The organism is Paenibacillus pabuli NBRC 13638 (assembly GCF_001514495.1).
Lineage (GTDB): Bacteria > Bacillota > Bacilli > Paenibacillales > Paenibacillaceae > Paenibacillus > Paenibacillus pabuli.
In genome coordinates this window covers 26,097-50,686 of record NZ_BCNM01000005.1, presented here as the reverse complement: position 1 = coordinate 50,686, position 24,590 = coordinate 26,097, and the positions used below count along the sequence as shown (strand labels likewise).

Sequence of the window (24,590 nt, the reverse complement as noted above, 5' to 3'; positions counted from 1 at the left end):
TTGGCTTTTGTTCAAAGGAGAGAATCCCAATGCTCATCACACCCGATCATCGTCGCTATTTTATGACCCCACGGGATCAGCCGCTTCCGCTCTATATCGAGAGTATAGGATATAACGGCAAGCAGGAGAATGTGTACAGACCTGCCGGATATCCTTGTTATCACTGGCTTCAGTCAGTGAAGGGAGCCGGAGAGTTCAGATTTGCAGGTTCAACTGTAGTTCTCGGAGAGTCATCTGGCATTTTGCTGCCGCCGAATGAGCCGCATGAGTATGTACGCTCGCAAGGGGAGTGGGAGACACTTTACATTACATTTGGAGGCTCCCAGTGCCCGGCCATTACTGAATCACTTGGTATGGGGGAGGCAGCCCTTCACCAGTGGGACCCAGAGAGTCCGCTTGAATACTATGGCAGGGAAGTGTTGGGTTCCATCAGCAGTGACCAGGATTTATCCGGTTTGGAAGCGTCAGCGGACATGTACCGATTTCTAATTTTGCTTAAAAAACATGGCATGACGGGCAGTCGTTCTTCGATCTCCCATGCCGTGGAACGGCTGGCTCCGTTAATTTCATTTATGAATGAACACTATGCCGATCCAGACATCGGTCTGGAGCAGATGGCCGCCATACCAGACATTACCCCCAGACATCTGAATACTCTTTTCAAACAATCCTTTGGGATGACCGCTTACAACTACTTCCTCCTCCTTCGTATTCGCAAATCAAAAGAATGGATGACTGGAGACAGCAAGCTGACCGTCAAGGAAACGGCTGCAAAGGTTGGTTTTCGGGATGCAAGTCATTTCGTTGCTACATTTCGGCGGATTGAGGGTGTAACCCCTGAGCAGTATCGAAGATTATATTAATCATTGAGACGTTACAAATGTGCTAAAAACACTTTCCAGCATGTAGATTCCGTGTAACCTGTTACAAATTGAACAAAAAGTGATACCAGGAAGGTATTGATGCGCAAGGGTGCTTCCCGTTATGATGGTATCGATTCCTTAGATTGGAAAGTGACTGTACGGATCAACGTATCCGTTCTATTTTAGAGAGGATGATTACATTTGACACCAACCATACCATTGTGGAACCATGCTGCACCTTATGCAGCCCAAGGCCATGAGGACGAGATGCCTCATCTGATTCCATTTATTCAACCCGGTTCCGATAGCGCTGTCATTGTATGCCCGGGCGGGGGCTACGGATTTCTGGCAGATCATGAAGGAGCTCCAATCGCTGAATTGCTCAACCGGGCGGGTATCAGCGCATTTGTGCTGAAATATCGAGTGGCTCCGCACCAACATCCCGCACCCATGGCAGATGGTCAACGAGCGATCCGTTATGTACGGGCTCATGCCGAGGAGTACGGAATTCTGCCTTCCAAAATTGCTGTGCTTGGTTTCTCAGCAGGCGGACATCTTACTGCCACGCTGGGCACCTTGTATGACAAGGGTCAACCAGACCATGAAGATCCGATTGAACGGGAGAGTTCGCGCCCGGATCGGGTTATTCTCTGTTATCCGGTGATTACAATGGAATCATATGGACATGCCGGTTCCCGTGAAAATCTGTTGGGGGCGAACGTGTCTGCCGATCAGATTAAGGCCTTTAGTGCAGAGCAGCAGGTGAAAGCCGACGCCCCAGAAGCATTTATCTGGCATACAAGTGACGACGAGGCAGTACCTGTGGAGAATAGTTTGCGTTATGCACTCGCGCTGGGGGCACACGGTATTCCCTATGATCTGCATGTATTTGAAAAAGGTTCACATGGTCTGGGATTGGCAGAGGATAACCATGCCGTAAGGGCCTGGTCTGACCTGTGCCTGACTTGGCTTAAGAATCAGGGCTGGTAACACGGCAACAGGCAGCGTTCCTGACTTTCCTGATCTGAAATAGGAATACGAGTGAACCCATCTATTTTAACGCTTGATAGAGCGAAGGAGAAAACGACAATGAAACTGCAAAAAAATGACAAGCTGCTCTTTATTGGAGATTCGATCACAGATTGCGGCCGTGCACATCCTATTGGGGAAGGAAGTTCTGGCCTCGGTCATGGCTATGTTGCACAAGTATATGCATTGCTGCGATCCACCTACCCGGAATTGATGCTGCGGATTCAGAATGTGGGTATTAGTGGTAATACAATTCGTGATTTGAAGCAGCGCTGGGACCGTGATGTGCTTGATCTCAAACCGGACTGGCTGACCATCATGATTGGGATTAATGATGTATGGCGTCAATTTGACAATCCGTTGTCCACAGATACACAGGTTTTCCTGGAAGAGTACGAGTCCACATTGCGTGATCTGGTTGCTTCTGTTCGTCCTGGACTAAAAGGACTTGTCCTGATGAGTCCTTATTATCTGGAAGCCAATCCGGAAGATCCGATGCGCGCAACCATGGATATCTACGGTGAAGCTGTTCGCAGAGTAGCCGCTGAATTTGATGCCATATTCGTGGATACACAGGCTGCGTTCACTCCATTCTGGGATCATTTCTATACGTCCGTGCTGACTTATGACCGCGTTCATCCGGATGCAACAGGTCACATGATCCTGTCCAAAGCGTTTTTGGATGCTGTGGGTTTTGAATGGTCGGGCGGCGTAAAATCTTAAAAAGGACGTGATGGCATGAGCAACTTGAACATTGCAGTACATACCCCGGCACTGCTGGGCGAAGGTCCAAGCTGGGATGCTGAACACCATCGATTATTATGGGTGGATATTGAAAGCTACAAGGTCCATGTATACGTTCCGGCTACAGGAGAGGATCGGACTTATGATGTTGGCGAACATGTAGGGGCGGTTGTGCCCTACCACGGTGACGAGGTTGTCGTTGCACTGCGCAGTGGCTTCCACACGTATAACCTGCTCACAGGAGACTTACAGCCCATTGAAGATCCGGAGAAAGGCAAGGACAACAACCGGTTCAATGACGGGAAATGTGATGCTCTTGGACGTTTCTGGGCAGGTACGATGAGTCTGAAAAACGAAAGCAAAGCGGGGGCATTTTATTGCCTGGAGGAAGGGCAGCCTGTTCGAACGATGTTCAGGAATGTTTCCACGTCCAATGGCTTGGGCTGGAGTCCTGATCAACAGAAGATGTATTATATTGATACGCCGACACGATCCATTGACCGTTTTGATTTTGATCTGGCTGCTGGAGAAATAACGAATCGGACAAGTGTTATTGCTATACCGGAGGATTTCGGTTTCCCGGATGGCATGACCGTAGACAGTGAGGGAATGTTATGGGTTGCCCACTGGGGCGGAGGAAGAGTCACTCGCTGGAACCCCCATACAGCAGAACTGCTGCAGCAGATCGAAGTGCCCGCAGACCAGGTGACCTCCTGCTGCTTCGGGGGACCCGATTTGGAGGACTTGTATATTACGACTGCCCGAACTGGCATTAATGAAGAGCGGCTGGCGGAGACGCCTGATGCGGGTTCTCTATTTGTAGTCAGACCAGGTGTGAAAGGGCAGCGGACGTACGCGTTTGGTAGTGGCACGCAAGCGGACATGAAGTAAACATCTGTCCGTGCCAATCACGCTGGATTATCAGGAAAGAGCACTCATTTTAATATAACCTAGCAAGAAAGGATGCTGTTTATGACGGCATCCTTTCTTGTTGTTCATTAAGAGGTGAAACTTCAAAAAAAAGTACAGGAATGAAATTCAGGCAGAAGGTGTTTTTTAAATGCCATCGAATGTTAAATATTGAGAGTATTATCCAGATAGTGGCGGTGATCAAATATTTATGAAAGCGTTTTAGTTTTTGGAGAGGAGGTGGTACTGGTTGCCTGGACCCATGCATTAAATATCTGAGACTGCACTTATCAGCATGAGGACACAGCAGGATTAGATCGGATGCGAAGAGCAAATTGAAGAGGAGGCTAAGTAACTATGAAAACGTTTTTGGGGACATTGCGAGTCATGAGCCTGACAGTTGTCGTTGCAGCTGTTTCACTGGGAGTACTCGCCGGAACAACCGATGCTGCACCAAGTGACACATACCAGTGGAAAAATGTTGTGACCGGGGGTGGAGGCGGCTTTGTGCCGGGTATCATTTTCAATGAATCTGAAAAAGATCTAATCTATGCCCGAACGGATATCGGGGGAGCCTATCGCTGGAATCCTGTGAATGAGAGCTGGACCCCGCTCACCGATTTTGTCGGTTGGGATGACTGGAACAAAAACGGTATTGATGCGCTGGCAACAGATCCGGTTGATCCGAATCGGGTGTATATGGCTGTTGGCACCTACACGAATTCATGGGACCAAAATAACGGCTCCATCCTGCGTTCTACAGACCGTGGTGATACTTGGCAGACAACGACTCTTCCGTTCAAAGTGGGCGGCAACATGCCGGGGCGCTCCATGGGGGAACGCCTGGCTGTTGATCCAAACCAAAATAGCATTTTGTATTTTGGTGCACGTAGTGGCAATGGACTCTGGAAAAGTACGGATTATGGTGTAACCTGGAATAAAGTAACGAGCTTCCCGAATCCAGGAACGTACGTGGAGGACCCTTCGAATGAGTATACGAGTGACATCGTAGGCCTCTCGTGGATCACTTTTGACAAATCAACAGGCTCCGCTGGGCAGGCAACACAGACCATCTATGTCGGGGTAGCCGACAAAAATCAAAGTATATACCGCAGTACGAACGGAGGAGCCACTTGGTCAGCGGTCGCTGGACAGCCTACAGGTTATTTGCCGCATCACGGGGAGTTGGATTCCGATGGAAGTCTTTATATCTCGTACAGCAATGGTGCAGGCCCTTATGATGGTACAAAGGGAGAGCTGTGGAAATTAAATACGTCTACAGGGGTATGGACCAACATTAGTCCAGTACCCAGCAGCAGCTCGGATAATTATTTTGGATATGGCGGATTGGCTGTAGATGCACAGCATCCGGGTACATTAATGGTGGCAACCCTCAATTCTTGGTGGCCTGATGCAAATCTCTTCCGCAGTACGGACGGTGGAGCTACCTGGACCCGCATCTGGGAATTCGAAGGATATCCAAATCGCAAAATGCGGTATACACAGGATATCTCGGCCGCTCCTTGGCTGACGTTCGGGGTGACCCCTGCACCACCTGAAATTTCGCCCAAATTGGGCTGGATGATTGGAGATCTGGAGATTGATCCGTTTGACTCCGACCGTATGATGTATGGGACGGGTGCAACCATTTACGGAACCGAAAATCTTACAGACTGGGATGAAGGGAACAACATCGATATTTCGGTGATGGCTAAAGGAATCGAAGAGACTTTGGTCATGGATCTGATCAGTCCACCTAGCGGGGCACATTTGTTAAGCGGGCTAGGGGATATCTCCGGATTCCGCCATAATGATCTGGATCAGGCACCAGCAACGATGTTTACGAGTCCCAACTATGCCTCTACGGAAAGCCTGGATTTTGCAGAGTTGAGTCCAAACACCATGGTTCGTGTAGGTAAAGCCGATTACACTGCAGATCCGAATGCCAAGTCCATAGGTTTATCCAGCGATGGAGGTACAACGTGGTATAAAGCCAATGCAGAGCCAGCAGGCACAGCAGGAGGAGGCACAGTAGCCATCTCTGCGAATGGTAACCGACTGGTATGGAGCACGTCAGACAAAGGTGTTCATTATTCAATGGGCGGCAATTCATGGACGGCGAGTTCAGGTATACCCGCACAGGCAAAAGTGATCTCTGACCGGGTAAATCCAAACAAATTCTATGGATTCGCTGCTGGTAAAATCTATGTCAGCACCGATGGCGGTGCATCATTCACTGCATCGGCGGCTACCGGGCTTCCGATAGAAGGCAACGCGGATCTGGATGCTGTTCCGGGTAATGAAGGTGAGCTTTGGTTTGCAGGTGGGAGCGAAGATGGAGGACCATACGGTCTTTGGCATTCCACCGATTCAGGAGCGACCTTTACCAGGCTGGTCAATGTAGAGGAAGCGGACAGCATCGGTTTTGGCAAAGCGGCACCTGGACAGAACGTGGCTGCACTATATACGATTGCACAGATTGACGGCACACGCGGATTTTTCCGTTCCGATGACGGTGGAGCGAATTGGGTGCGGATTAATGATGATCAGCATCAATATGCGCGCGTGACCACCATTACAGGTGATCCACGTTTGTATGGAAGAGTGTACCTGGGTACGAATGGACGAGGCATTCTATATGGTGACCGTATTGGCGGAAACAATGGCGGTGGGGAAGGTGGAGGAGGTACAACTCCGGTAACCAGTTCGGCGATTACACCAGTGAATGCGGAGTTTGACAAAAACACTGGCAACCAGTCCAATATCCCTGTAACGTTGACGCTGAACGGCAACACGCTTGGTAGTATACGTAATGGCACTTCGACGCTGGTTGCAGGTACGGACTACACTCTATCAGGCAATCAGGTGATGATCAGCAAAACGTACCTGGCATCTTTGCCCAAAGGAAGTGCAGCGTTAACATTCCATTTCAGTGCAGGCAATGATGCCATCCTGAATCTGACCATCATAGACACCACCGCTGTGCCAGAGGGCACCATTCGGATTGAGATGTTTAACGGAACGACTGCGGCAACGGGGAACTCCATTAATCCCAAGTTCAAGTTAACGAATACAGGAACTACGGCTCTTCAACTTTCCGACATCACAATTCGTTACTACTATACAATCAATGGCGCTCAGGCTCAGAACTTTTTCTGTGACTGGGCAACAGCCGGAAATGAAAATGTTACAGGTACGTTTAGTATGCTGTCGACCCCGGTAACCGGGGCGGATCATGTGTTGGAGATCGGATTCAAATCTTCAGCCGGTTCACTGGCAGTAGGGCAAAGTACTGAAATTCAAGCCCGCTTCTCCAAAAATGACTGGACCAACTACACTCAGACGGATGATTATTCGTTTGCTCCAACTGAAACATCCTATGCCGACTGGACCAAGGTAACGGGTCACATTGCCGGGAGTCTTCAATGGGGAATCGAACCTTAAATGAAGATCGGGTAATCTTACCACAAGCATAGATAAGAAGTCCTGGTTCGCCAACCTGATTCATGGCGGTCCAAGGCTTCTTATTTTGTCGAAATGTAGTGTACACTAAGGATAGTTTCCATTGATTATACGTTCGTTTTGAGATATAACAAGGAGTACAAAACTTTAAAATTAATGTAACCGTTAACACGGGGCCATTCTATCGGAGATCTTATGGTATAACCTGTACAGACATAGAGGAAAGATTAGATAAGGGGGGTCAAGGGTCATGAACCGGTTGTGCAAGGTGCTGATTGTTGACGATGAGTTTCTGGTAAGACAAGGCATCAAGCATCATATGAATTGGGAATCCAAAGGATTTCAGATTGTGGGTGAAGCTTCCAATGGGGAAGAGGGACTTGAACAGGTACGTTTGTTACAGCCGGATATTGTCATTACCGATATCGTGATGCCTGTGATGGATGGGGAAACATTTGTCCGGACGTTAAAAGCGAGCCATCCACAGATTGAGGTTATCGTACTTAGCAGCTTCAGTGAATTCGAATATGTACGTTCGACGCTCCAGAATGGGGCAGCAGACTATATATTAAAACCGAAACTGGATACCAATGAATTATTACAAGTGCTTCAGCGTACTGCTGGCAAAATTCCCGAATTACAATTTGAACCTTCTCATGATGGTTGGCGATTGGGACAACTGATGGAAAAGATGCTGTCCGGTTTTACGCTTGATGAGGATAACGAGATGCATATGATTAGAGAGAGATTTCCTCACCACTGCTTTCGCTTACTCTTATATATGTCGAAGGACACACGGGCATATGTGCACAAGCTGGATAACGAGCAATTGGAGTCCAGGATACGGAGCCTGCTTCCTGACGTGGAGTGCGCAATCGTTCCGGCCGAAGGCGCGTCACCTGTGGTACTCCTTAATGTAGAGCCTTTGAAGGATGAATGGATGCTGCAGCGGATCAAGGCGTTGGCAAGCGAGAATAGGGAGGTACAGGACGGATCTTGCTGGGTGCTGAGTGATAGCTTTTCTTCATTTGAAGAGATGGGCAGCGTATACCGAACACAAATGATCAAGCTGATGGAGTATCGATTTTATTATGAGGACCGTCCTATTCTGGTATATGGTGAACTTCCGCCTCTCCACCCTGCGGGGTATCAGTTCAATGTGAATATGTTTTTGCAGCATGTGAAGCGTAATCGAACAGAAGCGGCAAGAGAGTATCTGCAAGAGCATGCCCTTACGTTGGGACGGGATTATATTGCAGACGTGTTTGAAATCAAGTCATTTCTGGGCAATCTGATCTTTAACGTGACCATTACCCTGGCGGATATGGATGTACAGTCTGCTGCGCTGGAAGAGAGCAAGTATGCCTACTTCAAACATGTGGATGGTGCCTCCAGTCTGACCGAAGCCATGAATGTGCTGGATCAGTTCATGGCTGAGGTACAAGAGTGCACGACTGGAGAAGATGGACGACGAAGTGATCCGAATATGAAAATGCTGCTGGAATATATGCATGAGCATTTTGATCAGCCTCTCGGGCTGGCCGAAGTAGCCAAGCACTTTCATTTTAATCCATCATACTTGTCCAGTTATTTCTCCTCACACAAAAAAGAAGGCTTTAATGAATATTTGAATAAAATTCGGATTGAAAGGGCAGAGGAACTTCTCCGCTCGGACGATGTCACCATTTCCGAAATTAGCAGTATGGTAGGGTATTCCGATCACAGTTACTTTTGCAAGGTGTTCAAAAAATTTACCGGCCTGTCACCGAGCCGATACCGGCGAAAATTCTGGGCATAACGTCAGAAGGAAGAAATAAATGAAGAAATGGATGAATGCATTTTCAAGGCTTGGACTTTTCCCCAAACTGTTCCTCGTTATGTTCGTGAGTATCATTCTTGTCTCTGTGCTCATTCTATGGACATCGATTCATATGTCGACCAAGCTGTTTACCGAGACGTTCAGCATTACGAACTCCAAGGTGCTTGGCCAGATCAAAACGAACTTTGAATCCTTTAACGATGCGATTGCTGCTGTATCCAATAATGTTAGCCAAAGCGGGGCAATCCGGGGTTATCTGTCTGAAGGGGAGGGTGACTCCCTTACGATGGCGAAGTCCTACTATAATATGAGGGAGACAATGGACCGAATTCAGTCGATAACAGAGTCCTATGAGGTCGGTATTACAATTAGCGGTATTAATGGACGTACGTATTCCACGGATCGATCTCATCTTCGTTTGTCGGCGGATGAATTGAAGGAGCAGCCCATTACGTTGGAAGCGGCCGCGAGTCCGAACCGGATCATTTTTGACGATTATCAGACGAAAGATGAGACTGCCCAGCAGATGATCTCAGCGACCAAGGCATTGACGGATCGTGCCCAAAACCGACTCTACGGCACAGTCTATGTCACTATGAGAGAGAGCGTATTTCGTCAGTTTTACAGCAGTTTCACGAGCAGAGGCAACGATGTGGTCATCCTGAATGATGCGGGTGAGATTGTATCGTCCAATCGTGAAGAATGGATCGGTACCACTCAACTCGAATTGCTGACCTATGCCAGAGAAATGAATAACGAAAGCATAAAGGGTGTAAATGCACGGGTTATGGATCAGGACAGTGTGGTATTGTCTGAATACTTGCCATTTTACCGGTTTTACATCGTAAACGTCGTGGACAAGGATGTGGCCATGGGGCAATTGATTGATATGAAGACCATTGCCCTAATCTGCGCCGCCATTGTGGCAACAGCACTGATACTCGTGTTTCTTATTACGAATCAGATTACCAAATCACTGCGGAGACTCGTGAAGCAGATGTCCAATATTACCAAAAGTGATCTGGATAACTATATTCCGGTCAGTGGAAGTTACGAGAGCCGACAGCTAGGTCATGCCTACAACTACATGCTGGACGAACTGCATGACTATGTGGATCAACTGGTACTTACCCAGCGGGAGCAGCGAAATGCAGAGCTTGCGGCGCTGCAAAGCCAGATCAATCCGCATTTCCTGTACAACACTCTGGCTTCCGTTAAAGTGCTGGTACAGCAAGGCAACAAGGACAGGGCAGCCGAGACCATTAATGCGTTGATCGCCTTATTGCAGAATACGATTAGTAACGTGAGTGAGACAGTGACCGTAGAGCAAGAAATCGAAAATCTGAAAAATTACGTGTTCATTAATCACGTCCGATATGGAGGGCGCATTAAAGCAGCTTTTTATGTAGCCCCGGACTGTACACATTACCATGTACCCAAACTGGTGATTCAACCCTTTATCGAGAATGCCTTTTTTCATGGGTTCAATTCCAAGGAAACAGGCACTATTCATGTGATGGTTTCCAGAGCAGGGGAATCGCTGATTTGCGAAATCATGGATAATGGGGACGGGATCGAAGGGTTCAAAGGGTTCTCCATGGGTGAGTCTCTGCCTAATCCGAAGAACAATCGGCAATTGTTCAGTGGCATCGGGATTCGGAATGTGAATGATCGTATAGAGCTGTTATACGGCGCACCTTACGGGGTGACCATAATGAGTAAACCTGGGGAGGGAACCCGGGTTACCGTGACACTCCCATTGATCACAAGCTAAGAAGCAGAGTAGCATTGAATAAAAACCTTATTGATTTAGAAAAGTAGAATCATATAGAAGGTCCTCCTGTTTGTTTTGAGACAACATGGGAGGACCTTTTTGATGTTCACAACGATTAGAAAACGGTTTGACTTGTAAAATATTCAGATCAAAAAAGTACAAAATCAAAAGAAATTACAAAAAGCCAAATTTAGTGCAAGCGTTTTCTGTAAAGGTTTTCATTGTGGCAATAAGATGACAAATCCGTACAAAATTATTACTAACGAATGAAGATTTGGGAATGATAAGATGAATCTATCGAAAGCAAACGCTTTCAGAAAATGCAAACAAATTAAACACAAAGAGGTTGAAGGGGAGTTGAATCGTTTGAAAAAAATGTGGGTCCTGATGCTCGTTACTGTCCTGCTGTTGTCTGCATGTTCTTCCGGTGGTGGAGGGAACAAGGCAAGTGAGGGTGAAAAAACCTCCAATGAAATTACGATATGGGCTTGGGACAAAGCCTTTAACGTTGCTGCATTAGAAACAGCAAAAGAAGCTTATCAAAAACAAAATCCTGATCTGAAAATCAATATCATTGAATATGCTCAAGCCGATATTATCCAAAAACTGAATACAGGGTTGAACTCGGGAACAAGCAGCGGCCTTCCGAACATTGTTCTGATTGAAGATTACCGTGCTCAAAGTTTCCTGAATGCTTACCCTGATGCGTTTAAAGATATGTCCTCTACAATCAAAGCTTCTGATTTCGCGGATTACAAACTGGGACCAACCGCTTTTGATGGCAAACAGTTCGGTGTTCCGTTTGACTCTGGTGTAACGGGTCTCTACTATAGAACAGATTTGCTGGAGCAAGCAGGCTATAAAGCGGCTGACCTTCAAGATATCACATGGGATGATTACATCCAAATCGGTAAAGATGTGAAAGCCAAAACAGGCAAAGATCTGATCACACTGGATCCCAACGACTTGGGTCTGATCCGTATGATGATCCAATCCGCTGGTTCATGGTACTCCAAAGAAGATGGCAAAACACCTGATCTGGCTGGCAATGCAGCACTGAAAGAAGCATTTGTAACTTACAAAGCCATGATGGATGCCAACGTTGTGAAACTGAACTCCGACTGGAGCCAATTCGTGGCAGCATTCAACAACGGTGATGTAGCTACCATTCCTACAGGTAACTGGATTACACCATCTGTACGTCAAGAAGCATCCCAATCCGGTAAATGGGCGGTAGCACCGCTTCCTAAAATGGCTGGACAATCGAATTCTGTACACGCATCCAACTTGGGTGGCAGCTCGTGGTATGTCATGAACAATGTGGCTGGCGCAGACCAGGCTGCTGACTTCATGGGTAAAACATTCGGTTCTGACAAACAATTGTATCAAGATTTGCTGAACAACATTGGTGCAATTGGCACGTACAAACCAGCAGCAGAAGGCGAAGCGTTTGATAAAGCCGACGATTTCTTCGGCGGACAAAAAGTATTTGCTGATTTTGCAAAATGGACACAAGAAATTCCTAGCGTAAACTACGGTATCAACACCTATGCCATCGAGGACATTCTGGTGGTTGAAATGCAAAACTTCCTGAACGGCAAAGCGATTGATGACGTTCTGGCTGATGCACAGAAACAAGCTGAAGCACAATTAAACTAAGATGATCCACGGTAACTTATAGAACCCAAGGAAGCATCGGAGCCGTTCCACTGTCTGGCAAAAGCAACAGCCGACCCGGACATGGTGCAGGCTCCCTGGGTTCTATCCATGTTACACGGAGAGAGAGGAGCCATACTGTGAAAGCCAAAGCCATGAATACAGGAGACAGTCTCCAAAAGAAAAATAATTTGACTGGATGGGCTTTTATATCACTCGCTGCGATCGGGATCGTTGCATTTTACTTTTATCCGATGCTGCAAGCGCTGCTCTTATCATTCAAGTCGGGTGTAGGAGCCAATCTTGAATTTACGGGCCTGGATAACTATAAAAGATTATTCATTGATACAACGTTCCGTACGGCCGTATCCAATACATTTCTATATTTGATCATTCAAGTGCCTGTCATGATTATTCTTGGTTTGTTTATTTCCGTTTTATTGAATGACAGTACGCTGCGCTTCCGCAGTTTCTTCCGTACTGCTATCTTCCTGCCTTGCGTAACCTCATTGGTTGCCTATTCTGTCGTATTCAAATATCTGTTCTCTTCCGATGGAATGGTTAACCAATTCCTGATGAATCTGCATATGATTGCTGAACCGATTCAATGGATCACTGACCCGTTCTGGGCTAAAATTACGATTATAATCGCCGTTACTTGGCGTTGGACCGGATATAACATGATTTTCTATCTGTCATCTCTCCAGAACATTGATCAATCGATCTATGAAGCAGCACGGATCGATGGTGCGAATGCATTCACGCAATTTTTCAAAATTACTGTTCCATTGCTTAAGCCGATCATCCTGTTCACGTCCATTACATCGACGATCGGTACACTGCAAATCTTCGATGAAATTATGAACATCACCAAAGGTGGCCCGGGTAATGCGACGATGTCCATCTCCCAATACATCTATAATCTTTCGTTCAAATATTCACCGGACTTCGGATATGCGGCAACCGTTTCGTATTCCATCGTGCTGATGATTATCGTATTGTCCATAATCCAGTTCAAAGTGGCAGGTGAGAGAAATGGCTAAAGCAAAAGCGAAACGTATATTCACCTATGTCTTTTTGTCCATCGTTGCATTTGTATCTATCTTCCCGTTTTTCTGGATGCTCGTCAGTTCAACCAATGCTTCTGTCGATGTTACCAAAGGCAGATTGCTGCCAGGATCAGCTTTCCTGGATAACTTCAGTAAATTGCTGGATCAGACGAACTTGGTACAGGCTCTGGGGAACTCGGCAATCGTTTCGGTCATTTCCACAATCCTTGCACTATTAATTGGTTCCTTGGCCGGCTATGGATTTGAAGTGTATCGGACGAAGTCACGGGATATCGTATTTAACATTCTGTTGCTTTCCATGATGATTCCGTTCGCTGCGCTCATGGTTCCGTTATACCGGATGTTCGCTACCATTTCCGGTTTTGCACCGTTTATCGGAATTAATACGATGGCAGCAGTTATTCTGCCAACCATCACAACGGCGTTCCTGATCTTCTTCTTCCGCCAGAATACCAAAATGTTCCCGAAAGAGATGCTGGAGGCAGGTCGGATTGATGGTCTGAGCGAGCTTGGTATTTTCCTGAAAATCTACATGCCAACGATGAAAACAACATATGCAGCCGCTGCGATCATCACATTCATGAGCAGCTGGAATAACTACCTCTGGCCACTCGTGGTACTGCAAACGCCAGACCAACAGACGATCCCGCTGTTAATCTCGAACCTCGGTTCCAGTTATTCACCGGATTATGGTGTCATTATGGCTGCCATCGTCATTGCAACATTGCCAACCGCCTTAGTATTCTTCATTATGCAAAAACACTTTGTCGCAGGTATGGTTGGTTCTGTGAAATAAGTCAGTACGATAAAGTCTAATTGGACGTCAATGCCAGAAAGAAAGAAGGAAAGAAGAGGCCGACCATCATGGCGTGCCTCTGTCTTTCTGTTTGTTTATGTTGGTTTAATAAAAGGAAAATAAGAATCTGTACTGAATAAGTAATCAATATATTTGTTTCAAGAGGGAGAGAGCTGAATGAAAGCAACACAAGCAGATATCAACTGGCTCGGCGATGTGAGCGTGTATGAAGTGAACCGTCTCAAGGCTTATTCAGATCATCGTTACTACCATACCATGGAAGAAGCACAGACATCCGGTGCGATGCCAATGCGCTACGATCTGAATGGAACATGGAAATTTAATTATGCCATCCGTCCGGATTGCCGACCCGAAGCTTTTTATAAGCAGGATTTCTCCGGTGACGGTTGGGATGATATCGAAGTGCCGGGGCATATTCAGCTCCAAGGGTACGGTCAGATCCAATATGTTAATACCCAATATCCTTGGGACGGGTTGAATGAACTGCGTCCACCCGCATTGCCACAGGACCAAAATCCGGTAGGCAGTTATATTCGTACATTCCATTTACCAACAGGATGGCAGAACCACCCGGTATATATTTCTTTTCAGGGTGTGGAATCTGCATTCTATGTATGGCTTAACGGACAGTTTGTCGGATATGGGGAAGACAGCTTTACACCATCCGATTTTGATCTGACGCCATTCCTTCAGGACGGAGAGAATAAACTGGCTGTGGAAGTGTATCAACGCAGCACAGGCAGTTGGCTGGAAGATCAGGATTTCTGGCGTTTCTCCGGTATTTTCAGAGATGTGTATCTGTATACTGTGCCAGCTGCGCATATTCGCGATGTGCGGGTTGTGACGGATCTGGACAAGTCTTATACAAACGGTACGTTAAACGTTGATCTCAAGCTTGAAGGGAAAGCAGCTGCCGGAGCAAAAGTAGAGGCTGAACTGCGGGATGCGGAAGGCAACACGGTAAAAACATTTGGTGGTATTGAAGTTATCAATGGTCTGGTGAGTCTTCGTGAGGAGATCGGCAAAGTAAACCTTTGGAGTGCGGAAATTCCTTACCTTTATCGTCTGTATATTCGTGTATATGATGCGGCTGGCGCGGTGGTCGAAGTTGTGCCACAGTCAGTTGGTTTCCGAACCTTTGAGATGATTGATAAAGTGATGCATATCAACGGTAAACGTATTGTGTTCAAAGGGGTGAACCGTCACGAGTTTAATCCGCGCCGCGGACGTGCTGTAACCAAGGAAGACATGCTGTGGGATGTTCAGACGATTAAACAAAACAATATGAACGCTGTTCGTACATCCCACTATCCAAACCAGAGCCTGTGGTATGAACTGTGTGATGAATATGGATTGTATGTGATTGATGAAATGAACCTGGAGACGCACGGATCATGGCAGAAACTGGGTGCAGTTGAGCCTTCGTGGGTTATTCCTGGTGACCGTCCAGAGTGGCATGATATCGTTATGGATCGCGCGGTGTCAATGTTAGAGCGGGATAAAAACCATCCATCCATTCTGATCTGGTCCTGTGGTAACGAGTCTCATGGTGGTGAAGTTATCTATAAAGTATCTCAATACTTCAGAACAGCAGATCCCACCCGTCTCGTTCACTATGAAGGCGTCTTCCATGACCGTCGTTTCAACGATACGAGCGACATGGAGTCCCGCATGTATGCCAAACCGGCGGACATTGAGGAGTTCCTGAACGCCAATCCTGAAAAACCATATATCAGCTGTGAGTACATGCATGCCATGGGTAACTCTATCGGCGGTATGCATAAGTATACGGAACTGGAAGATAAATATCCGATGTACCAGGGCGGCTTCATTTGGGATTACATCGATCAGGCCATTTACAAAAAAGATCGCTACGGCAAAGAGTTCCTTGCTTATGGCGGAGATTTCGGTGATCGTCCTTCGGACTATTCGTTCTGTGGAGACGGCATTGTGCACGCAGACCGCAAAGTGTCTGCCAAGATGCAGGAAATCAAATTCCTGTACCAAAACATCAAGCTGTTCCCGGATCGGGAAGGTGTGAAAATCGTTAACAATAATTTGTTCGCGGACACATCTGAATTCGAACTGGTATACAGCCTGGATTGTGAAGGTCATGAAGTGCTGCGTGGAACGCTTGAAGTAAATGTGGGCCCACAAAGCGAGACTATTGTGAAACTTCCACTTCATGTGGAATCTCTTGCTAGTGGGGAATATGGGGTGAATACCGCGTTTGTATTAAAAGCAGCAACGTTGTGGGCAAAAAAAGGCGAGGAAGTTGCCTTTGGACAGTTTATATTCGTTCAGGACAGGTCGGAAGCCCAATTAGACGATACTGTGGTGCCAGATCTGAACCTGATAAATGAGATTCAGGTCGTTGAAGGGGACGTTAATATCGGTGTAAGGGTAGGACAAACCCATGTTCTGTTCTCCAAGGCGTTTGGAACATTGGTATCGCTGAAGCTGTCAGGTCAGGAGACGATTGCACAGCCTCCTATGCCGTTGTTCTGGCGTGCGACTACCGATAATGATAAAGGTACTGCCATGGGTTTCGAGCTTGGGGCTTGGTATGCTGCAAGTCTGCTGCCTAGATGTGTGAACTGGAAAGCGGAACAGAACCCGGATCAATATCGGATTGAATTCACGTACAAGCTCAATATTTCAGCAGATGTTCAAGTGAAAGTGGCCTATACCGTGCGCGCAGATGGAAGTGTGCATGTGCATAATACGTATACCGGAACGGCAGGTCTGCCAGAGCTTCCGATCCACGCCCTTTCCTTCAAAACCTCACCGGACTTCGAAAATGTGGAATGGCTCGCGATGGGACCGGAAGAAAACTATGTGGACCGGGCATTTGGGGCTCGTCTGGGCATCCATGGCAGAAAGGTAGCCGATACCGTTGCTCCATATCTTGTACCGCAGGAGTCGGGCAACCGTACGGGTGTACGTTGGGCCAAATTGACCGACAACGCGGGACGCGGCTTCAAAATTGAATCTGCTGCAGCTCCGGTTGAGCTGAATGTATCTCCATATACAGCGTTTGAACTGGAGAATGCACAACATGCGTATGAGCTGCCTCCGGTGCATTATACGGTTGTAACGATAGCCGGCAAACAAATGGGCGTAGGCGGCGACGACAGCTGGGGGGCTCCGGTTCATCCGGAATACCGCATCGCCTCAGATGGCGAACTGCAATTTGAATTTGTTATTCGTGCGCTGTAAAAGCGCTGTATAAGATGTAGGACAGAGGTCTCCCAAGGGAGGCCTCTTTTTTATAGCTGATGGCCTGAACTATGAAACCGCTATCGTCTCTGCCTCGTACAGTACTGAACATGGATAAAGGAGGGGTTTATTTTGAGTAGAAAAGCAAAGACGGGTGTATGGGTGACCTCGTTGGTCATACTTGGCATTATTGTGGGGTGCTTCATCTGGTATTTCAACACGGCTTCAGGTGAACGTGCACTCAAAACGATGAAATCCAACAACTCCGGCGGTCTGGAACGTGTGGTTAAAGTGTATGGTGATTCGGGAGAATTGATTCAGACGTATGAAGGTAAGATTGATTTGCAGGATACGGAGTATGGAAATAAGGTGCTTTTTGACCTGGATGGCAAACGGATTGTAATCTATAACGCAACAGTGATCAGTGAAGAGAAATAAATGAAGGACGGTGTGGAAAGTTCAGCTAGAGTATTCCGATGACTCTCTTTCACTCATATGGTAAAATTAAGGAAATAGGATGGAGTGAAGGAGGCAAAATTTTGGGCCATGCTGCTTTAATCGTTTTCTTTGGCGTTACAGGCATGATCGTTTTTTATAGTTTAGTTGCCTATTTCCTGATTCGAATGGTTTCTAAAAAGGCATTCAAGCGTAATCTGGACAGATTTCAGATTACTCAGATCATAATCTTGATGGCGATTGTCTTTATTGTTATTCAATCGATCAGATACCAGTCATGGAATATGGCCTTTCCTGCATTGGGATTATTGATTCCGCTGTTAAGTTTGAATATATCCATTCGTAACAAAAAAAGAAGCAACTAAGCTGGATGGAGTGGCAAAAACGCAGATTTACTTTTGTGATATGAATTTGAATGAGCTATGAGGAGGCCATGTGTGCCATGATACTGGATAAGTCGACAGACACCTCAGGGATAACACAGGTTGCCGCACTTTCGGATGAATTACAGCCTGTGTTTGACAAAGCAAAAAGTAAATATCAAGCGTGTGACATTGAGCTGTTCTTTGTTTTTAGATGTCTGCCTGAAGAATATGAGAGAAAATCGACGGTCAGATATGCAAAGAAGGACAATACGATTTACTTTGATATGACGGTCAGTGAGGATCAGTATAAAACGTTCAGCAAAAGCAGACAGCGATATGAGCTGAGTCATTACTTCTATGCTTTTCTGAGTGACAAACTGAAGAAATATAAGATCGAACACTTGAATCATACAGAATTTATGAATGACATGGAAGAATGGCTTAAAGATATTGGATGGTTTCAATCCGAATTGGAGGCCAGTATGAATGAATATGGGGAATAGGATTTTCTGAAGGTATTTCTGAGGGCAATGGTTTTATAATGGGTCAATGCGGTTATGGTACATAATAATGATAACAAAAAGAAGCCCTCTTTCGAGAGCTTCTTTTTCATGGGAGAGGAGAAACCGGACGAAGAGCTTATGGGGAAACGTAAGTCTTCTCCGCGGTTGTCTACGACACTTGTGATGTCGATAATTATAGAATCGCCCGATTGTTTCCTTTTTATACATATCCATCAACAATTGTGTCAACAATTTTCTGGAGTGAAAGCAGACGGACTATTTTTCAAACTGAACCCGATTGTGGTACGATAGCTTTATCAATAAACTTACATAGAGAGAAAAGGTGACTCATCAGTGAGAGTGGTATCTGGGAGTGCGAAAGGCAGACCGCTGAAGGCTGTTCCTGGCACAGGAACGCGGCCGACCACCGACAAGGTGAAGGAAGCGTTGTTTAGTATGATTGGCCCTTATTTTGAGGGCGGTACAGCATTGGATCTGTTTGCAGGCAGTGGAGGTCTCGGTATTGAGGCGCTGAGCCGCGGCATGGACAAGGCTGTTTTTGTTGACTTGGAATCGAAGAGCATTGAAGTAATCCGTGCTAATCTGAAGGCAACCAAGCTGGAAGATCAAGCGGCCATATACCGGAACGATGCCAGTCGTGCATTAAAGGCACTCGCCAAGCGAAGCACCCAATTTGATCTCGTATTTCTGGACCCGCCCTATCGTATGAAAAATGGGGATGAGTTAATGCTTACAATGCACGAGCTGGACTTGCTTGAACCGGAAGCGACCATCGTGCTTGAATATGAATCCAAATATAGTTACCCAGAGCAATTCGGCCCGTTTGAACAAACGCGCAAAGCATTGTATGGGGAGACAGCTGTATCCATCTATCATTATGCACCTGCTGCAACAACAGAAGATGGAGAACCTAGCACAGCAGAAGAGGAGGCTCCTCATGAGTGAAATGATTCATCGTCAGGAACGAATTGCCGTATATCCAGGAAGTTTTGATCCCGTAACTATGGGCCATCTGGACATTATTGCGAGAGCGTCGAAGCAGTTTGATCGTGTCATTGTGGCGGTATTGAATAATATGAGCAAAAATCCATTGTTTACGGTGGAAGAACGCAAGAGCCTCATTACGGAAGTCACAGGTCATCTGCCTAATGTGGAAGTGGACAGCTTCCGTGATCTGACGGCAAATTATGTAAGGCAAAAAGAAGCACAGGTCATTGTCCGCGGTATCCGCTCGGTGACGGATTTTGAATATGAACTGCAGCTGGCTTCGACGAACAGCAAGTTAAACCCGGATGCGGAAACCATTTTTATGATGACTAATCCGAAATATTCTTATCTGAGCTCCAGCATCGTCAAGGAAATTGCCCACTACCACGGGGATGTCACTGATCTGGTCTCACCTGAAGTGGAAGCTGCGCTGCGTCAGAAAATTATCGAGAAAACCGGCGGTTGAACAAGAAGGTCAGCCCCGATAGGCTGATCATGACGGCGAGTAGTAATGCCAGACCGATGCAGGCAGACGGAAAGCCGCTCCAGACGGCGTCAATGATGTCGGAGGTGTTCATGCCAATCAAGGATCGCTTGGTTAGGAAGGGTGTCAAACTATGGTCTGGATTGCTCTGAAACGTGGCCCAGACTTCAGAACTGTAACGGCTGAATGGCAGCCACAGCAGCATGCTGATCAAGAAGGCAATCATCGCATGAAACAGGCGTACGCCGGTAAAGTAGAACATGGATGCTGTGGCAAGCCCGGCTTCTTTCAGTACAGCGGAGACTTGCAGATGAGAGCTTAGACCCCCCCAGCCGAGGATGGCTGCGAGTAAAGATATGATGAGCAAAGGGCTCAACTGGCTTTGGCTCAGGTGATAGGCTCCCAGATGGAGCTCCAGCAGAGAGGGCCAGAGAGCGACTGAAGTGCCGGGTGTGATATACAGGGTGAGCAGCCGAATGAATACGGCAAACACAATCATATATCCCCCGGTCATCATCAAGGTTTGTACAGCTTGGGAGACGGTGTCACCAAGCAGTTTGCCGAACCCGCGTCCATCCCGTTCCTGGGCCTCGCGTGCGGCAAGCATCATTTGCGACCACAGGCTGCGCCGTTTGAATGAAGCAGCTTGATGTGCAGAAGCAGGCTTTATTGGATCGGAGATTGCCTTATTGTGTTCCGATTCAGCGGATGAAGAGGCGATACGTGCTCTCTTTGATTCCGCAGGCAGAAGACGTACCCCGATGATGTTGGCAATCCAGCCACTTATCCAGTGAACCACAAGAAGGAAATATCCGGCAGCAGGCTGGTGGAGAAAAGCGGCTCCGATGACAAGTATAATCATCAGCGGGTTGGCGAAATGAGCTGTGGAGGCCACAATCCCCGCCTGTTTGGCGGTAATTTGCCGATCCTGCAGCAAGCGAGATGCGGTATCCGCCCCTGCCGGGAAACCGCCGCACATACCGACAACAATAGCGAGTCCGGCTTTGCCGGGCAGACGGAACCAGCGCTGCATCAATGGCCCGAGTAAGACGCCGAGCGCATGAGTGAAGCCAAATGCAGTCAACATTTGGGATAACATCAGGAATGGAAGCATGGCAGGAAAGATAATTTTCCACCAAATATCCAGACCCTGAATGGAAGCATCAAAGGCTTCTTTTGGCGAAACAACTACTGCAATTACCAGTAATAAAGCACCGGTACTCAGAAGTGCTGTTCGTAAAGGTCCAGAGCCCGCAACTTCGCCCTGCATTGTCATGGTTTCACCTCATATGGATAGCCGCAAGTCTAGCACTTGGCTTCGGATTAGTTATGGACGGCCGAATGACGTCCGCAAACGGTTCGGCCTTGACCGGATAGACTACTGTAAACAGCGGCCTATCCGGCCTGTACCATTGTATGCGGGAGCAGGGGAATGTTAGACTTATAATTATGGAAAGATACACAAAGAACGGGGGCTCATGCAATGAATCGGATTCGGAAATCTGGCGGATTCAGAGCTTCGATCTTTGTGATCGTGGTGGCTCTGGTCGTCTATGTTGCGGTGTATATGCCAACGCCATATATTATTTATATGCCTGGCAGCGCCGACGAAGTTAAACCCATGGTTACCGTTAAGGATGGCGATCAGGAAGAACGTGGTGTTTTTATGATGACGACAGTGTCGGCAACATATGCCAATGTGTTTTTGCTAGGAACCTCCTTGTTTAATCGAAATGCTCAAGTGGATAAAAAAGAAGATCGGCTGCGCGGCAAAAGTGAAGCGGAATATTCTGCAGAACAGGTTTGGTTCATGAGTGATTCACAATCCTCGGCAATGGAGGCGGCTTATGAGCAGGCGGGCGTGAAATACTCCATTGTTCCTGAGCATATTTTTGTATTTGGGTTGTCCGAGGATCCAAAACCCAAGGGAGATATTAAGCCCGGAGATATTATTTTGGGTGTAGACGGAACCGCAACCCCGGACAATACGGTCCTGTCTGAGCTGTTAAAGAACAAAAAGGCCGGAGATACGGTTGAGATGCAATTGGAGCGAGGCGGAGAGACCATCAGCCGCGACGTTCAGCTCATTGAAGTGAAAGACAGCAAAACGGGTGAAACTCGCCCGGCACTGGGTGTCATGATCGGAGCGGTTCAGAAGGTCAAAGCAGAAGATCCGAATAAACAGATATCCTTCACGGATACTCAGGTAGGTGGCCCATCAGCCGGACTGATGTTCACGTTGGAGATTTATAATCAATTGACCCCTGGAGATTTGACGAAAGGTCACCGGATTGCTGGTACGGGTACCATTACCAAAGAAGGCGTGGTTGGTGCAATCGGTGGCGTTGTGCACAAAATTGTTGCGGCGGACCGAAAAGAAGCGGAGTTTTTCTTTGTGCCCAAGGACAATTATAAGGAAGCCGAGGCGAAGGCGGAGCAGATCGGAACCAAGATGAAACTTATTCCTGTCAGCACGGTGGATGATGCGCTTGCTTATTTGAAAAGCTTGTCTGTCAAATCATAAAATGATCATTCTCGTTGAAAAAGTAACGTATAAGAGAGTGTAGGACAGACTTTATAAAAAGTAAGAGATTGATATGGAGGGGCTATCCCATAAGTCGTGAGCATGACGAGGGACGCCCCTTGTTTGCGATAATTAGGTCTAATGAACCTGGCATACGCTGTTCGCTCCCATGTTCATCGTTCTAGAATGTAATGAATAATATCACATCTAACAACGTCTTTTGATCAATTTTATTCGTAGTCATACAACAAACGGTGTGGGTTGTCATCATCCCAGACACCATTGATGGGAAGCAGCAGAACGTTGAGACTCCCTCCGCATAAACGATAGGGAGGCCTTCTGGATCGTAAAGTTACAACCGGCTAAAGATTGGCTGAATGCAGAGCTAGATTCTCACCGGTGATTCATAGTAGTCGCTGTACATCATGCGTGTATCGGTATGTTCGCAGGCTAGTGCGTATGCTGCCTGAGCTTGTATATCCAGTTCCAGCTGGTTGTGGGTAAAAGTCGATGGCCTCAGCAGGACAGGCAGAGATGCCGTCTTTTTCATTAATTTCAAAAGAGCCTGTCCTTGTGAATTGAATCCAAGCACCCGGAGATATGCCGGACCTTCAGCCAGTCTCTCAGGGGAACACTCGGCCTTGGTATGATTTAGCAGCAGATGGGCGAGCATGCGCTGTAGCTTTGTACGTGTATACCGTTTGGTCTTAAGCGCGCTCAGCAGCGCCTCGACCGAAGGCTCCGGGAGCTGAGCGAGCGTGCGGCTCAGCCTGTGTTCGAGTCCTTCCGTGACCTCGGCGATGTGTACCAGCTCGGAGGCACGGCGGGTAGCCGCGATGTGCAGCAGCGGCTGTGCAAAGCGCTCCCAGTGCACGGGAGCGCGCTTTTCCTGCCATTCGCGATGCAGAATGGCAAGGGTTGCCGCCGGCACGTATGGCGCGGCGGCTTCGGGTCCGTCCGCCATCAGCAGGCGGCGGACAGCAGTTGCACTGGCGATCGCCCCCGGTCCGGGCGTCGCCTCATGATACGCGGCACCGGTACGCGCCGCCGTAAAGGGCCTGATCGCGCTGTCCAGCCGTTGCAGCGCGATCAGGTAGTGCAGCCCAAGCGAATTGTTGGGCTGCCCCAGCAGTGCAGCGGCGTCGTCTGCATTGACGCCGCCAGGCGCCAGCGCTGCCGCCGCTCCTGCGTATGCGGCGGGGTAGCTGGCGCCTTCTCGCAGGCGGCGCGCGATATCCTCGCGCAGCCCTGCGGGCTCCACAGCCAGCACGCGCGCAATGCGCTGCAGGCTGGCGAGGTCGCCGGACTCGCTGCCGAAGCAGAGCGAGTCCACAACGCCGGTGTGGTGCAGCAGCGACACCGCACCAAAGGCGAACCACTCGGCCGGTTGTACCGCATAGGCAACCGGCAGTTCAAGCACAAGATCAGCGCCAGCATGCAGCGCCATCTCCGTGCGGGCCCTTTTGCCGACGATGGCGGGTTCGCCGCGCTGGAGAAAAGGGCCGCTCATTACGGCCACAACAGTGTCATCTCCGCTGAGTCGTCTGGCCTCGCTCAAATGGTAGACATGCCCGTTGTGTAAGGGATTATATTCAACGATGACGCCAACGACGTTCATATTAGAGCTCACTCCTTTCGAATACAATGGGGATTGTTATGTACATCATGTTAAATAGATAGGTCAAATGATGACAGGCTGAGTTATCATTTTAATGTATAACGTGTTCTGTACCATTTTAAATCATGTAGTTCAGTTCCATCATAGGGGATGTGCCAGCATTTGATCAAATCATGTTGCCTTGAAGACATGAGAAAAAGACGCGAATCTTACATCTAAGATGTTAGAACGCGCCTTCGACGCAATGAGATTATAATTGAAATCATTTTA

The 24,590-nt window shown here is 47.6% G+C and carries 19 protein-coding genes; 17 read left to right on the top strand and 2 right to left on the bottom strand.

All coding sequences use genetic code 11. The annotated features are described in order from the left end of the window. Window positions 1-29: 29 nt before the first annotated feature. The 16 genes from PPA03S_RS08740 to coaD all read left to right on the top strand — a co-directional run bounded on the left by PPA03S_RS08740 (window position 30) and on the right by coaD (window position 20,160). Window positions 30-863 carry an AraC family transcriptional regulator gene (locus tag PPA03S_RS08740; RefSeq protein ID WP_062321875.1) on the top strand — a complete coding sequence of 278 codons (834 nt, stop codon included), beginning with the start codon at window positions 30-32 and terminating at the stop codon, window positions 861-863. Between the two features lie 201 nt (window positions 864-1,064). Beyond that, window positions 1,065-1,853, top strand: coding sequence for an alpha/beta hydrolase (locus PPA03S_RS08735; RefSeq protein ID WP_082704058.1), 789 nt, complete (start codon window positions 1,065-1,067; stop codon window positions 1,851-1,853). A 99-nt stretch (window positions 1,854-1,952) separates the two neighbouring features. Further along, on the top strand, window positions 1,953-2,615 hold the full coding sequence (locus tag PPA03S_RS08730) for an SGNH/GDSL hydrolase family protein (protein ID WP_062321873.1): 663 nt from the start codon (window positions 1,953-1,955) through the stop codon (window positions 2,613-2,615). Between the two features lie 15 nt (window positions 2,616-2,630). Beyond that, window positions 2,631-3,527 carry an SMP-30/gluconolactonase/LRE family protein gene (locus PPA03S_RS08725; RefSeq protein ID WP_062321871.1) on the top strand — a complete coding sequence of 299 codons (897 nt, stop codon included), beginning with the start codon at window positions 2,631-2,633 and terminating at the stop codon, window positions 3,525-3,527. A gap of 375 nt (window positions 3,528-3,902) precedes the next feature. Next, on the top strand, window positions 3,903-6,989 hold the full coding sequence (locus PPA03S_RS08720) for a cellulose binding domain-containing protein (protein ID WP_062321869.1): 3,087 nt from the start codon (window positions 3,903-3,905) through the stop codon (window positions 6,987-6,989). Window positions 6,990-7,257: 268 nt separating this feature from the next. Beyond that, a complete protein-coding gene (locus PPA03S_RS08715; protein WP_062321868.1) occupies window positions 7,258-8,805 on the top strand; it encodes a response regulator transcription factor in 1,548 nt (515 codons plus the stop codon). 19 nt (window positions 8,806-8,824) lie between these two features. Continuing rightward, a complete protein-coding gene (locus PPA03S_RS08710; protein ID WP_062321866.1) occupies window positions 8,825-10,600 on the top strand; it encodes a cache domain-containing sensor histidine kinase in 1,776 nt (591 codons plus the stop codon). A gap of 366 nt (window positions 10,601-10,966) precedes the next feature. Then, on the top strand, window positions 10,967-12,259 hold the full coding sequence (locus tag PPA03S_RS08705; RefSeq protein ID WP_062322272.1) for an ABC transporter substrate-binding protein: 1,293 nt from the start codon (window positions 10,967-10,969) through the stop codon (window positions 12,257-12,259). Window positions 12,260-12,411: 152 nt separating this feature from the next. Next, a complete protein-coding gene (locus PPA03S_RS08700) occupies window positions 12,412-13,299 on the top strand; it encodes a carbohydrate ABC transporter permease (RefSeq protein WP_062322270.1) in 888 nt (295 codons plus the stop codon). After that, window positions 13,292-14,122, top strand: coding sequence for a carbohydrate ABC transporter permease (locus PPA03S_RS08695; RefSeq protein ID WP_062321864.1), 831 nt, complete (start codon window positions 13,292-13,294; stop codon window positions 14,120-14,122). The genes PPA03S_RS08700 and PPA03S_RS08695 overlap by 8 nt, the downstream gene beginning before the upstream one ends. 177 nt (window positions 14,123-14,299) lie before the next feature. Then, window positions 14,300-17,362: a beta-galactosidase, LacZ type gene (lacZ, locus tag PPA03S_RS08690; RefSeq protein ID WP_062321862.1), complete on the top strand. Its 3,063-nt coding sequence runs from the start codon at window positions 14,300-14,302 to the stop codon at window positions 17,360-17,362. Between the two features lie 132 nt (window positions 17,363-17,494). Then, a complete protein-coding gene (locus tag PPA03S_RS08685; RefSeq protein ID WP_062321860.1) occupies window positions 17,495-17,800 on the top strand; it encodes a hypothetical protein in 306 nt (101 codons plus the stop codon). Between the two features lie 101 nt (window positions 17,801-17,901). Continuing rightward, a complete protein-coding gene (locus PPA03S_RS08680) occupies window positions 17,902-18,183 on the top strand; it encodes a hypothetical protein (protein WP_062321858.1) in 282 nt (93 codons plus the stop codon). 50 nt (window positions 18,184-18,233) lie between these two features. Then, entirely contained in the window at window positions 18,234-18,686 is a 453-nt protein-coding gene (locus tag PPA03S_RS08675; RefSeq protein ID WP_217998927.1) for an Imm44 family immunity protein, read from the top strand. A 354-nt stretch (window positions 18,687-19,040) separates the two neighbouring features. Further along, complete coding sequence (rsmD, locus tag PPA03S_RS08665; protein ID WP_062321852.1) at window positions 19,041-19,652, top strand: 16S rRNA (guanine(966)-N(2))-methyltransferase RsmD; 612 nt, start codon at window positions 19,041-19,043, stop codon at window positions 19,650-19,652. A 1-nt stretch (window position 19,653) separates the two neighbouring features. Further along, a complete protein-coding gene (gene coaD, locus PPA03S_RS08660) occupies window positions 19,654-20,160 on the top strand; it encodes a pantetheine-phosphate adenylyltransferase (RefSeq protein ID WP_157284048.1) in 507 nt (168 codons plus the stop codon). Here coaD and PPA03S_RS08655 read toward each other — a convergent pair. Then, window positions 20,138-21,454 carry a nucleoside recognition domain-containing protein gene (locus tag PPA03S_RS08655; RefSeq protein WP_062321848.1) on the bottom strand — a complete coding sequence of 439 codons (1,317 nt, stop codon included), beginning with the start codon at window positions 21,452-21,454 and terminating at the stop codon, window positions 20,138-20,140. The genes coaD and PPA03S_RS08655 overlap by 23 nt on opposite strands. A 207-nt stretch (window positions 21,455-21,661) precedes the next feature. On the opposite strand from PPA03S_RS08655, the gene PPA03S_RS08650 reads away from it, so the two are divergent. Then, window positions 21,662-22,702 (top strand): SepM family pheromone-processing serine protease, encoded by a 1,041-nt coding sequence (locus PPA03S_RS08650; protein ID WP_062321846.1) that lies wholly within the window; start codon window positions 21,662-21,664, stop codon window positions 22,700-22,702. 385 nt (window positions 22,703-23,087) lie between these two features. On the opposite strand, the gene PPA03S_RS08645 is transcribed toward PPA03S_RS08650, so the two are convergent. Beyond that, window positions 23,088-24,320, bottom strand: a complete 1,233-nt coding sequence (locus tag PPA03S_RS08645) for a nucleotidyltransferase (RefSeq protein ID WP_062321844.1) — start codon at window positions 24,318-24,320, stop codon at window positions 23,088-23,090. Between the last annotated feature and the right edge of the window lie 270 nt (window positions 24,321-24,590).

Bases quoted from the DNA above. Each gene is read 5' to 3' on its own strand.
- PPA03S_RS08740 (WP_062321875.1), top strand. From the start codon at position 30: ATGCTCATCACACCCGATCATCGTCGCTATTTTATGACCCCACGGGAT.
- PPA03S_RS08730 (WP_062321873.1), top strand. From the start codon at position 1,953: ATGAAACTGCAAAAAAATGACAAGCTGCTCTTTATTGGAGATTCGATC.
- PPA03S_RS08725 (WP_062321871.1), top strand. From the start codon at position 2,631: ATGAGCAACTTGAACATTGCAGTACATACCCCGGCACTGCTGGGCGAA.
- PPA03S_RS08720 (WP_062321869.1), top strand. From the start codon at position 3,903: ATGAAAACGTTTTTGGGGACATTGCGAGTCATGAGCCTGACAGTTGTC.
- PPA03S_RS08715 (WP_062321868.1), top strand. From the start codon at position 7,258: ATGAACCGGTTGTGCAAGGTGCTGATTGTTGACGATGAGTTTCTGGTA.
- PPA03S_RS08710 (WP_062321866.1), top strand. From the start codon at position 8,825: ATGAAGAAATGGATGAATGCATTTTCAAGGCTTGGACTTTTCCCCAAA.
- PPA03S_RS08700 (WP_062322270.1), top strand. From the start codon at position 12,412: ATGAATACAGGAGACAGTCTCCAAAAGAAAAATAATTTGACTGGATGG.
- PPA03S_RS08695 (WP_062321864.1), top strand. From the start codon at position 13,292: ATGGCTAAAGCAAAAGCGAAACGTATATTCACCTATGTCTTTTTGTCC.
- lacZ (WP_062321862.1), top strand. From the start codon at position 14,300: ATGAAAGCAACACAAGCAGATATCAACTGGCTCGGCGATGTGAGCGTG.
- PPA03S_RS08675 (WP_217998927.1), top strand. From the start codon at position 18,234: ATGAGCTATGAGGAGGCCATGTGTGCCATGATACTGGATAAGTCGACA.
- coaD (WP_157284048.1), top strand. From the start codon at position 19,654: ATGATTCATCGTCAGGAACGAATTGCCGTATATCCAGGAAGTTTTGAT.
- PPA03S_RS08655 (WP_062321848.1), bottom strand. From the start codon at position 21,454: ATGACAATGCAGGGCGAAGTTGCGGGCTCTGGACCTTTACGAACAGCA.
- PPA03S_RS08650 (WP_062321846.1), top strand. From the start codon at position 21,662: ATGAATCGGATTCGGAAATCTGGCGGATTCAGAGCTTCGATCTTTGTG.
- PPA03S_RS08645 (WP_062321844.1), bottom strand. From the start codon at position 24,320: ATGAACGTCGTTGGCGTCATCGTTGAATATAATCCCTTACACAACGGG.